General features: G+C 75.5%; 1 protein-coding gene. It reads right to left on the bottom strand.

Going from position 1 to position 13,260, the window contains the following annotated elements:
• Positions 1-68: 68 nt before the first annotated feature.
• Complete coding sequence (locus IEY91_RS41910; protein WP_306309909.1) at positions 69-13,070, bottom strand: SDR family NAD(P)-dependent oxidoreductase; 13,002 nt, start codon at positions 13,068-13,070, stop codon at positions 69-71.
• Between the last annotated feature and the right edge of the window lie 190 nt (positions 13,071-13,260).

Below are 13,260 nucleotides of genomic sequence, written 5' to 3'. Positions count from 1 at the left end.
CGGGACATGCGAGAGGCCCTGGTTCCGGGGGGAGGTGTCACCCGGAACCAGGGCCGCTGTGTCGCGCCCTAGGCCAGCGGCGCCCCGTCCGCTCCCGCGGCGTCGTCGTCGGACGGCTCGGCGGGGTCGTCGGATACGGCACCCAGGGCAAGACGCACCAACTCGTCGGTGCTCATCGCGTCGACGGCGCTGTCGTCGTCCGGCCCGTCGGCCCCATAGACCTCGTAGTCCCCGTCAGGCTCGTCCAACCCGGACGGCGCGCCTTCATCCGCCGGTACGTCCTGCGGCCCGTCCGTCCCCACGGCCAGTTCGACGGCGAGGCGGTCGGCGAGGGCGCCGGGGCTCGGGTGGTCGAAGACCAGGGTCGGGGGCAGCCGGACACCGGTCGCCGTGCTGAGCCGGTTGCGCAGTTCCAGCGCCGTCAGGGAGTCGAACCCGAGGTCCTGGAACCGGCTCGCCGCCGCGACCCGCTCCGGAGCCGCGTGCCCGAGGACGGCGGCCACCTCGGCCCGCACGGCCTGCAGGACGATGTGCCGCTGCTCCTTGGGCGGCGCGGTGGCCAGGCGGCCGCGCAGCACGGCGGCCGGGGTCTCGGTGGGCCGCGCGGTGGCCGCCCGCGCCGGAGCGGCCGCCGGGGCGAGGGTCCGCAGGACCGGCGGGACCGTAGCGGAGTCGAGTCCGCGCAGGTCGAGGCGGGCGGGTGCCAGGACCGGCGCCCCGTCCGCGACGGCCGCGTCGAAGAGGGTGAGGCCCTCGTCGGCGGACAGCGGGGCGACGCCGGACCGCGACAGGCGCAGCAGATCCGTGCTCCCGAGCCCGGCGGCCATGTCCCCCTCGCCCGCCCACAGGCCCCACGCCAGCGACACGGCGGGCAGCCCCTCCGCGTGCCGCCGCCGCGCCAGGGCGTCGAGGAAGGTGTTGGCGGCCGCGTAGTTGCCCTGCCCCGCGGTGCCGAGCATGCCCGCGAGGGAGGAGAACAGGACGAACGCCGACAGGTCCAGGTGCCGGGTGAGCTCGTGCAGGTGCAGGGCGGCGTCCGCCTTGGGCCGCAGGACGGCGTTCAGGCGCTCTGGGGTGAGCCCTTCCACGAGCACGTCGTCGAGGACGCCCGCCGAGTGCACCACCGCGGTCGGCGGCTGCTCCAGGCCGTCCAGGAGCGCGGCCACGGCGGCCCGGTCGGCCGTGTCGCAGGCCGCGACGGTCACCTGCGTGCCGGTGGCCTCCAGCTTGGCCACGAACTCCTCGGCGCCCGGCGTGTCCAGGCCGCGCCGCCCGGTCAGGACGAGACGGCGTACGCCGTGCAGTTCCGTCAGATGACGGGCCACGACCCGGCCGAGGGCGCCCAGACCACCGGTGATGAGTACGTTGCTGTGCGCGCCGAACGGCATGCCCGCGGTGTCGCCCGGCTGGTGCTCGCGCAGTCGGGGTGCGAGTGACGTACCGGCGCGGACGGCGAGTTGGGGCTCGTCGAAGGCGATGGCCCGCACGAGGGCGCGTACGGAGTCGGGGTGATCGTCGGTGTCGACGAGCGCGAACCGGCCGGGGTGTTCGGCCTGCGCGGAGCGGATCAGCCCCCACACGGCGGCCCGCGCCGGGTCGGGGTGCTCGCCGTCGGCCGCGGCGACCGCGCCCCGGGTGAGCAGAACGAGACGGCTCGCGGTGAACCGGTCCTCGGTGAGCCAGCGTTGGACGAGCTGGAGTACCTCGGTGGTGGCCGCCCCGGTGGGTCCGCCAGGTTCGGTGGACCCACCGGGTGCGTGGGATCCGCGGGGTGCCGCGGACCCATTGGCTCCGCCCGGTCGGCCGGGCGCGCCGGATCCGGTGAGGTCGCCGTGTGCGGCGGCCTCACCGAGCCTGAGGACGACGAGATGGGGGGCCTGGGCCCCGTCGTCGTGCGTGCGGAGGAGGTCGTCGAGGGCCGCGTGGGCGCGGACGGTCACGCCGCCCGCCCGCACGGTGTCGCGCAGCGCGTCCGTGCCCTGGCCGAGCACGGCCCAGGTGCCCGTCGGAGCGGGCGCGGGCAGCTTCTGCTCGGTCCAGTCCAGGGCGAACAGCGCGGCGCCGCGGTCCGGTTGACCCGTGCCGGGCGGCAGCTCGCGCAGGGTGAGCGCGTCGGCGCTGAGCAGCGGGGCGCCGGTCGCGTCGGCGATGAGGAGGGAGTACGTGTCGCCGCCCCCGTGCCGCAGCAGCACGCGCAGCGGGGAGTCCTCGGTGCCGTCCGTGGAGCCGGCGGCCCCGGTGCCGTCGGTGTGCAGCCTCAGGCCGCCGCACGCGAACGGGACGAGAAGCCGGTCGTCGTCCTGGGCGGCGCCGAGCAGGGAGTGCAGGGCGGCGTCGAGGGACGCGGGGTGCGGCGCGAACCCGGCACCGCTCGCGTCCGTCGGCGCGGCGACCTCCGCGTACAGCTCGGCCCCGGCGCGCCACAGGCGACGCAGGCCCTGGAAGGTGGGGCCGTAGGTGTAACCACGTTCGGCGAGACGGGTGTAGAGGTCGTCGATCGGCACCGGGGCGGCCTGCTGGGGCGGCCAGGCGGTGAGGTCGGCGGGACCGCGCGCGGCAGTGGTCGACCCGCTGGCCCCATCGATTCCACCAGACCCACCGGCCCCTTCAACCCCGTCCGAGCTCAGCGCGCCGCTGGCGTGCCGTGTCCACGGGGTGGCCGGCGCGCCCGCGGGCCGCGAGTAGAGGGCGAGGGAGCGGGTGCCGTCGTCGGCGGGAGCGCCGACGATGACCTGGACCGCGGCGGGTTCCGCGAGCGTCAGCGGCTGCTCCAGGGTGAGGTCGGCGACCTGCGCCGCGCCGGTGCGCCGCGCCGCGTACAGGGCGAACTCCGCCATGGCGGCGCCCGGCAGGCGTACGGAACCGGCGATGACGTGATCGGCGAGCCACGGCTCGGCGTACGGGTCGAGGTGCCCGGTGAACAACAGGGCCTGCCCGTCCGCCAGTTCCACGCCGTCGTCGAGCAGCGGGTGGCCGTGGCCCGCGGCCGCCGCAACGGAGGCCGGGGCGGTCGGGGCGCTCAGCCAGTATCGCTCGCGCTGGTAGGGGTAGGTGGGCAGGGGCACCGCACGGCTGCCGGGGAAGAAGTCGCTCCAGTCGACGGCGGCGCCGCCGGTGTAGCTCCGGGCGAGTGCGGCGGTGACGGTGCGGACCTCGTCGTGGCCGCGGCGCAGCAGCGGCGCGACGGAGACGTCCTCGCCCTCGCTGCCCCGGACCATGGCGGTGAGCACGGCGTCCGGGCCGACTTCGAGGAAGCCGGTGACGCCGTCCGCGGTGAGGTGGCGCACGCCGTCGAAGAAGCGGACGGTGCCGCGCAGTTGACGTACCCAGTAGTCCGGGTCGGCCAGTTCGTCGGCGGTGGCGACGCGGCCGGTGACGTTGGAGACGATCGGGACGCGGGGCGCCGCATACGTCAACTCGGCCGCCACGGCGCGGAAGTCGGCGAGGACGCCGTCCATGTGCGGTGAGTGGAAGGCATGGCTGACGCGCAGGCGGGACGTGCGGCGGCCCTTGTCCCGCCAGACGCCGGTCACTTCCAGGACGGCTTCGGCGTCTCCGGTGATGACGACGGACGTGGGTCCGTTCACGGCGGCGACGTCGAGGCGCCCGGCGTAGGGCGCGAGGGTCTCGCGTACCTCTTCCTCGGTGGCTTCGAGGGCCGTCATCGCGCCGCCCGCCTGCGCGGACTGCATCAGTCGGCCTCGGGTGGTGACCAGGGTGCAGGCGTCGGTGAGGTCGAGTACGCCCGCGACATGGGCGGCGGCTATCTCGCCGACGGAGTGGCCGAGGAGGTGGTCGGGGGTGATCCCGAAGTGCTCCATGAGCCGGAACAGGGCGACCTCGACCGCGAACAGGGCGGGCTGCGTGTACTGGGTCTCGTCGAGCAGGGCCGCCTCCGGGCTGCCCTCGTCGGCGAACATCAGCTCGCGCAGGTCGATGCCCGCGACGGACTCCATCCGGTCGCAGATCTCGTCGAGCGCGGCGGCGAACACCGGGAAGCGGGCGTGCAGTTCACGGCCCATCCCCGGCCGCTGGCTGCCCTGACCGGTGAACAGGAACGCGGTGCGCACCGGGCCCGCCACGCCGCCGGTCACCACGTTCGCCGCCGTCTCGCCGTCGCGCAGGGCGTCGAGCCCGGCGAGCAGCTCCGCGCGGTCGGCCGCGAGGATCACGGCGCGGTCCGTGAGGGTGGCGCGGGACGCGGCGAGGGAGTGGCCGATGTCGAGGTCCGGCTGGCCGAGCGCCTCCGCGTCAAGGGCGTCGCGGGCTGCGGCGGCCCCGGCGGCCTCGGTGGACGCGGCAGACGCGACCGACGCGACGGACTGGATGGCCTGGGCGGATGCGTCGGACAAGGCGACCTCGGCGGATACGTCGCGCAGGACGGCTGCGGCGGAGCCGGCCGCCCCGACGGCTCCGGCGGACGCCTTGCCCGCCCCGGCCGCGAGCGGCCGCAACTGCGCCGCCTGCGCCCGCAGCGCCCCGGCGCCCCGCGCCGAAACCAGCCACGGCACCAGACCCGGCCCCGCGGACATCCCGGCCTCGGACCGCTCGGACCGCTCGGCCCCCGGCTCCCCGGGCTGCCCCGCCTGCTTGGGCGACGGAGCGACCGCTGGCGCCTCTTCCAGCACGACATGAGCATTCGTGCCGCTGACACCGAACGACGACACACCGGCCCGCCGCGGCACCGTGCCCGCATCCCAGCGCCTGGCGTCCGTGAGCAGCGACACCGCCCCGGAGCCCCAGTCGACGTGCGGCGTCGGCTCGCCCACGTGCAGCGTGCGCGGCAGCGTGCTGTGCCGCATCGCCTGGACCATCTTGACGATGCCGCCGACCCCGGCCGCGGCCTGCGCGTGCCCGATGTTGGACTTGAGCGTGCCCAAGTAGAGGGGCCGCTCCGCGTCCCGGTCCTGGCCGTACGTGGCGAGGAGCGCCTGCGCCTCGATCGGGTCGCCGAGCCGGGTGCCGGTGCCGTGCGCCTCGACGGCGTCGACGTCGGCGGGGGAGAGCCCGGCCTGGGCGAGCGCGTCGAGGATGACCCGCTCCTGCGAGGGGCCGTTGGGCGCGGTGAGGCCGTTGCTGGCGCCGTCCTGGTTGATGGCCGAGCCGCGTACGACGGCGAGGACTTCGTGACCGTTGCGGCGGGCGTCGGAGAGGCGCTCAAGCAGCAGCACACCCGCGCCCTCGCTCCACGCCGTGCCGTCGGCCGCGCCCGAGAACGCCTTGCAGCGCCCGTCGGGGGCGAGGCCGCGCTGCCGGCTGAACTCGATGAACGTGGCGGGCGCCGACATGACCGTGACACCCCCGGCGAGGGCGTACTCGCACTCGCCGTTGCGCAGCGCCTGCGCCGCCAGATGCGTGGCGACCAGCGACGAGGAGCACGCCGTGTCCACGGTGATGGCGGGACCCTTGAGGCCCAGGGTGTAGGAGACACGGCCGGACACCACGCTGGGCGAGTTGCCGGTGAAGCCGTACGCCTCCACGCTCTCGGGCGTGGCACGCAGCCGTGACGTGTAGTCGCTGTACATCACGCCGCAGAACACGCCGGTACGGCTGCCGTGCAGGGCCGTCGGCGCGATGCCCGCGCTTTCTACAGCCTCCCAGCTGGTCTCCAACAGCAGCCGCTGCTGCGGGTCCATGCCCGCCGCCTCGCGCGGGCTGATGCCGAAGAACTCTGGGTCGAAGCGGTCCGCGTCGTACAGGAAGCCGCCGTGCCGGGTGTAGGACTTGCCGGGCCGCTCGGGGTCCGGGTCGTAGAGGTTCTCGACGTCCCAGCCGCGGTTCTCCGGGAACGGGCCGATGGCGTCGGTGCCGTCGGAGACGAGCCGCCACAGGTCGTCCGGGGTGCGGACGTCGCCGGGGTAGCGGCAGGCCATGCCGACGATCACGATCGGGTCGTCGTCCCGCACGGCGGTCGGCGCGGCGCTCGGCGTGCCCGGCCGGGCGGCGGGGGCCCGGTCGAGCCGGGACACGACATGGTCGGTGAGGGCGGACGGGGTGGGGTGGTCGAAGACGACCGTGGCCGACAGCTTGAGGCCGGTGGCCGCGGCGAGCCGGCCGCGCAGCTCCAGACCCGACAGGGAGTCGAGCCCCAGATCCCGGAACGACGCGTCCGGGGCGATGCCCGCGGCGCTCGGCAGCGCGAGGACGGCGGCCACCATGGAGGCGACCAAGTCCTGTACGGCGCGGCGGCGTTCGGCCTCCGGCAGCGCGGCCGTGCGCGCGGCCCACGAGTCCGCGCCGGTCCCGGCGCCGCCGTCCGAGGCGCGGCGGCGGGAGCGGGTGCGGGGCACCAGGGTGCGAAGCAGCGCGGGCGCCGTCGTCTCGGGATCCCTGAGCGCCGCCACGTCCACCTCGACCGGGACCAGCAGCGGCTCACCCGTGGCAAGGGCCGCGTCGAACAGCTCCATGCCGCGCTCGGCCGACAGGGGCAGGATGCCGTTGCGGCCCCAGCGCGCGACGTCCGCGTCGGACAGCTTCGCGGCCATGCCTCCGGCCGCCGCGTCCCACATCCCCCAGGCCAGCGACGTCGCGGGCAGACCATGGGCGCGCCGGTGCTGGGCCAGCGCGTCGAGCTGGGCGTTGGCCGCGGCGTACGCGCCCTGGCCGGGGTTGCCGAGGAGCCCGGCGATGGAGGAGAACACCACGAACGCGGACAGGGGCAGCTCCGCGGTGAGTTCGTGCAGGTGCCGGGCGCCGTCGGCCTTCGCGGCGAGCACCCGGTCGACGTCGTCGGGGCGCAGGTTGTCGAGCGTGGCGTCGGCGAGGACACCCGCCGTGTGCACCACGGCCGTCAGCGGATGCTCCTTCGGTACGGCCTCCAGGACCTCGGCCAACCGCTCCCGGTCCGTGACGTCGCAGGCGACGACGGTCGCGGTGACGCCCGACCCGGCCAGTTCCGCGACCAGTCCGGGGGCGTGCCCGCTGCGGCTGCACAGCAGCAGGTGCCGCACCCCGTGCCGGACGGCCAGATGCCGGGCGACGAGTCGGCCGAGGCCCCCGGTCCCGCCGGTGACCAGGACGGTGCCGTCCGGGTCGAGCGCGACCGCCGCGTCCTCGGGGACGGAGGTGCGGGCGAGGCGGGGTGCGTACAACGTGCCGCCCCGAAGGGCGAGTTGGAGCCCGTCGGCGGCGGCGAGGGAGGCGGCCGCGTCGATCCCGGCGGAGCCTCCGGTGCTGTCGCTGTCGCCGCTGCCGTCGGTGTCCAGGAGGGCGAAGCGGCCCGGGTGTTCGCTCGACGCGGTGCGCAGCAGCCCGTGCACGGCGGCCCCGGGCAGGTCGCGGACGTCCTCGCCGGACGCGGTGGCGACGGCCTCGCGGGTCAGGAACAGGAACGTGGTCGACTGCAGCCGCTCGTCGGCGAGGCAGCGCTGCACGGTGGCGAGGGTCCGGCGGACCGCGTCGCCCGTCGCCGCCAACTCGTCGCGCCGGTCCTCGGGGGTGCGGTACGGGAGTACGAGGACGTCGGGAGCGGGTTCGCCGGAGGCCAGGGCGGCGTCCAGGGCGTCGAGGTCCTGGTACGGCGTGCCCGTGAGGCCGGGCGTGCCGCCGCCGAGGACGGCCCAACTGCCGTTGCGGGGCGCGTCGTTGAGCGCCGTGACCGGGTGCCACTCCAGGTGGTGCAGGCCCTCGCGGACGGTGCCGCCCCCTGCGGCGATCCGGTCCAGCGGCACCGGGCGCATGGTGAGCGAGTCCACGGTCAGGACCGGCTGCCCGGCGGGGTCGGTGGCTTCCAGGACGATGCCGTCGCCCTCGCCCGGGGTGAGCCGGACGCGCAGGTGCGTGGCTCCCGCCGCGTGCAGGGTGACGCCGTCGTACGAGAACGGCAGGCGCAGCGCGCCCGGTGCGTCCGGCTCGCCGAGCAGCAGGGCGTGCAGGGCCGCGTCGAGGAGGGCGGGGTGGAGGCCGTACTCGGCGGCCTCCGCGCGCAGTTCCTCGGGCAGCGACACCTCCGCGTACAGATCCGGGCCCGACCGCCAGGCGGCCCGCAGCCCCTGGAACGCCGGGCCGTACGCGTACCCCAGGTCCGCCAGGCGCGGGTACAGACCCTCGTGGTCGAGCGGCCGGGCGCCGGGCGGCGGCCAGCTTCCCTCCGCGTCGGACGCGGGCGCGGGCGCACCGGCCGCGGCGAGGACGCCCGAGGCGTGCAGCGTCCACTCGCCCTCGCCCCACGCGGATCCCCCGGCTGCCGGGTCGCGGCGCGAGTGGACGGCGACGGAGCACTCGCCGGAGTCGTCGGCGGGTCCCACGGTGAGCTGGAGGCGGATGCCCTCGTCGGGCAGGCGAAGCGGCTCTTCGAGGACGAGTTCGCGCAGGGAGCCGAGCCCGGCCCGGTCGCCCGCGGCGACGGCGAGTTCCACCAGGGCCGCGCCGGGCACCAGCGTGGAGCCCGCGATGAGGTGCTGGGCGAGCCAGGGGTGCGTGTGCGCGGAGAGCCGTCCGGACAGGAGCAGGCCGTCGCCTCCGGCGAGGCTCGTCATGCCGCCGAGCAGTGGGTGCCCCGCCGCCTCCAGGCCGAGGCCGGTGGCGTCGCCCGTGGGCGCGGGGGTGTCGAGCCAGTAGCGGCGGCGCTGGAAGGCGTACGTGGGCAGCACGGTCGTGCGGGCGCCGGGGAACAGCGCGGCGGAGTCCACGGGCGCCCCGTGCAGGGCGAGATGGGCCAGCGCGGTGGCGAAGGTGTGCGCCGCGGGCCGGTCGGGGTGCAGCACGGCGACCGGCCGCGGTCCTTCCTCGCCGAGGCAGGCCCGTGCCATCGCCGCGAGCACGGGCGCCGGGCCCAGTTCGACGTACGTCGTCACCTTCTCGTCCGCCAGGGCGCGGACGCCGTCGGCGAACCGGACGGTGTGCCGCAGGTGCCGCACCCAGTACTCGGGGTCCGCGAGCTCCGCCGCCGTGGCTGTCCGACCGGTGACGTTGGAGACCACGGGGATGCGCGGCGGCGCGTAGGTGAGCCCGGCGGCCACCTCGCGGAACGCGTCGAGGACGCCGTCCATGTGCGGCGAGTGGAAGGCGTGGCTGACCTTGAGGTCGCTGGTGCGGCGGCCCTTCTCCCGGAAGGACGCGGCGAGTTCGGCGGCGGCGTCGGTGTCTCCGGTGACGACTACGGAGCCGGGGCTGTTGACGGCGGCGATGTCGAGGCGCCCGGCGTAGGGGGTCAGGGCTTCGCGTACCTCTTCCTCGGTGGCTTCGAGGGCCGTCATGGCGCCGCCCGCCGGGGCGGACTGCATCAGTCGGCCGCGGGTGGTGACCAGGGTGCAGGCGTCGGTGAGGTCGAGTACGCCCGCGACATGGGCGGCGGCTATCTCGCCGACGGAGTGGCCGAGGAGGTGGTCGGGGGTGACCCCGAAGTGTTCGAGCAGCCGGAACAGCGCGACTTCCAGCGCGAACAGGGCGGGCTGCGTGAACTCCGTTCGGTGCAGGCGGGTGTCGTCCGCGGCGAACACCACGTCCTTGAGCGGCACCTGAAGGTGCTGGTCCAGTTGCGCGCAGACCGCGTCGAACGCGGCCGCGAACACCGGCTGGGACTCGTACAGTTCCCGGCCCATGCCGTGGCGCTGGCTGCCCTGGCCCGTGAACAGGAACGCCGTCCGGCCGCCCGTGGCCGCGCCCGTCGGGCCGTGCACGACGTCGGCGGAGGGCGTGCCGTCGGCCAGTGCCGCGAGGCCGCCGAGGAAACCCTCGCGGTCCTGCGCGACGACGGCGGCGGTGTGCGCGAAGCGCGTGCGGGCGGTGGCGAGCGTCAGGCCGATGTCCGCAAAGGTGGCCTGGTCGGCCTGGTCGGGGTGTTCAGCGACGAAGTCCCGCAAGCGGGCGGCCTGGGCGCGCAGGGCGTCCTCGGTGCGGCCGGAGAGGAGCCAGGGCTGCGGGTTGCGGTGGGGGAGGGCCGGGGTGTCGGCGGTGTCCGTGCGGTGCGCGTCCTGCGCGTCGGCCGCGACATCTGCGCCGTTCACCGTCGCGGCGCCGCTCGCGCCGTCCGTGACGCCCATACCGCTCGCGCCGTCGACGTCGCGCTCGGCCGCCTCGCCCGGCACAGCTGCCTCCACCGGCGCCTGCTCCAGGATCACGTGCGCGTTGGTGCCGCTGATGCCGAAGGAGGACACCCCGGCGCGCCGGGGGCGGCCGGTCTCGGGCCAGGACTGCGCCTCGGTCAGCGGGCGCACCGCGCCGGCGCTCCAGTCGACGTGCGACGTGGGCCGGTCGAGGTGGAGGCTGCGCGGCAGGGTGCCGTGGCGCATCGCCTGGACCATCTTGACGATACCGCCGACCCCGGCCGCGGCCTGGGTGTGCCCGATGTTGGACTTCAACGAGCCCAGATGGAGCGGCTGTTCGTCCGGGCGCCCCTGCCCGTACGTGGCGAGCAGCGCGCCGGCCTCGATCGGGTCGCCGAGCCGGGTGCCGGTGCCGTGCGCCTCGACGGCGTCGACGTCTGCGGGGGCGAGGCCCGCGGCGGCGAGCGCGGCGTGGATCACGCGCTCCTGGGCCGGACCGCTCGGCGCGGCGAGGCCGTTGCTGGCGCCGTCCTGGTTGATGGCCGAGCCGCGGACGACGGCCAGGACCTCGTGGCCGTTGCGGCGCGCGTCGGAGAGCCGCTCCAGGAGCAGCACACCCACGCCCTCGGCCCAGCCCGTGCCGTCCGCGTCCTCGGCGAACGCCTTGCAGCGGCCGTCCGGCGACAGGCCGCGCTGCCGGCTGAACTCGACGAACATGCCGGGGCTCGACATCACCGTCACGCCGCCCGCGACCGCGAGTTGGCAGTCCCCGGAGCGCAGCGCCTGCGCGGCCAGGTGCAGGGCCACCAGGGACGAGGAGCACGCGGTGTCCACGGTGACGGCGGGCCCGCGCAGGCCGAGGGTGTAGGCGACGCGGCCGGACAGGACGCTGGTGAAGTTGCCGGTGAGCAGGTACCCGCCGGCCTTGTCGTCCGCCTCGTGCAGGCGCGGGCCGTAGTCCTGGGCGAGCGCGCCCAGGTACACGCCGGTGTCGGTGTCGCGCAGGGCCGCCGGGTCGACCCCGGCCCGCTCCAGGGCCTCCCACACGGTTTCGAGGACGAGGCGCTGCTGCGGGTCCATGCCGAGGGCCTCGCGCGGGCTGATGCCGAAGAACTCGGCGTCGAACTGGTCCGCGTCGTGCAGGAATCCGCCCTGGCGGGTGTAGGAGCGGCCCGCGCGGTCGGGGTCGCCGTCGAAGAGGGTGTCCAGGGGCCAGCCGCGGTTGACGGGGAAGCCGGAGATGACGTCCCGCTCGTCCACGACGAGCTGCCACAGGTCCTCCGGCGAGGCCACGTCGCCGGGGAAGCGGCACGCCATGGAGACGATGGCGACGGGCTCGTCCGCGTCGACGCTCCGCCGGGCCGCGGGTGCCTCGGATGCCGGGGACGCCGAGGTGCCGGTCAGTTGCGCGGCGAGGTGCTGGGCGAGGCGCTCCGGTGTCGGGTGGTCGAAGACGATCGTCACCGGAAGGCGCGCTCCGGTGGCGTCGACCAGGCGGTTGCGCAGCTCCACCGCGCGTACGGAGTCGAAGCCGAGGTCCTTGAACGCGCCCGTGTCGTCGAGTTCGGCGTCCGCGTCGAGGTCGAGGATCGTGGCGATCTCGGCGCGTACGACATCGAGGAGGCGCGCCGCGGCCTCCTGCGCGGACTCGCCGTCCGTGGTGTCCGCAGGGTGCGGAGTGTCGGCATCCGCTACCGGCTCGGGGGACGGCAGGACCGCCGCGGGCAGTTCGACGAATGCCGCGTCCGGGCCGAACGCGGGCCGCCAGTCCACCGCGGCGCCCCCGGCGTGCAGGCGGGCCACCGAGGTGAGGAACCGGCGGGTGCCGGGCTCGCGGCGCCGCAGCGACTCCACCACGAGGGCGTCCGACCGGAGGTCGTCGAGGGTCTGCTGGAGCGCCATCGTAAGGACCGGGTGCGGGCTGACCTCGATGAAGGCGTGGTGGTCCGCCGCCAGCGCGCGGGTCGACTTCTCGAAAAGCACCGTGCCGCGCAGATTGCCGTACCAGTACGCGGCGTCGAGCCCGGCGGTGTCGAAGTAGTCGCCGGTCGCGGTGGAGTGGAAGGGCACGTTCCCCGTGCGCGGCCGCACCGGCGCGAGCCCGGTCAGCATCTCCTCGCGAATGGCCTCGATGTGCGAGGAGTGGGCCGCGAGGTCCACGGGGATCCGCTTGGCCCGCACGCCCTCGGCGGCGAACTCCTTGAGCATCAGGTCGATCACGTCACGGTCGCCGGACAGGACGACGGACTGCGGCCCGTTGACCGAGGCGACGGCGAGGCGCTCACCCCACCGCGCGACCTTCGGGTCCAGGAACGCCCGCGTGGCCGACACCGAGATCATCCCGCCCAGGCCCGCGAGCCGCGCCTGCGCCTTGCTCCACAGCGACACCACCCGTGCCCCGTCGTCCAGGGACAGGCCACCCGCGACCACGGCCGCCGCGATCTCACCGACGCTGTGCCCGACCACCGCGGCCGGCCGCACCCCGAAGGACCGCCACAGCTCGGCCAGCCCCACCATCACGGCGAACAGGGCGGGCTGCACCACGTCGTCGCGGTCCAGGGACGCCGCGTCGGGCGCCCCGCGCAGCACGTCCTCCAGGGACCAGTCGAGGTACGGGGCGAGCGCGCGGGCGCTCGCGTCGACGGAGGCGCGGAACACGTCGGAGTCGTCGAGGAGCCCGGCCGCCATGCCGAGCCACTGCGAGCCCTGGCCGGGGAAGACGAACACGACCCGGTCGAGCGCCCCGGCGACTCCGCCGATCCGGGTGGCGCTGCGGCCGCCCTCGGCGAGCGCCGTCAACTCCTCGACGAGTTGCCCCTCGTCGTCGGCCCACAGGACGGCCCGGTGCCGCGACGCGGTCGGTGCGCGCCCGGCCTCATCGGAGGCGTCGGCGGGAGCGGACGCCAGGGACAGGCCGAGGTCCCGCACCGCAGGGCGGTCCTCGGCGTGGAGCGCGAGCAGCCGCTCCGCCCGCGTGCGTACGGCCGCCGGGGTGGCCCCGGAGACGACCAGCGGAATCGTGAGGCTGCGGAAGAGGGGTTCCCCGGCGGACCCGGCATCGGTGCGCGTGCGGTCGGCAGACACGGTTCTACTCGCTCTCGGTCTAGGCGGATGCCGTGCGGCGGCACGGGGCGGAAGGGCGGCCGTGGCGGAACTCGTCAGGGCGGCCCGAAAGAAGGCCGTGCGGTATTGGGCGGCGTTATTACTCCGTCAGGAAATCGGGGGGACTCGGTCGAGGTCCGAAAAATCTGGGTCTCATAACGCGAGGTGCCGC

Source organism: Streptomyces lasiicapitis (assembly GCF_014646335.1).
GTDB classification, from domain to species: Bacteria; Actinomycetota; Actinomycetes; order Streptomycetales; family Streptomycetaceae; genus Streptomyces; species Streptomyces lasiicapitis.
This window is presented reverse-complemented; position numbering and strand designations above follow the sequence as displayed.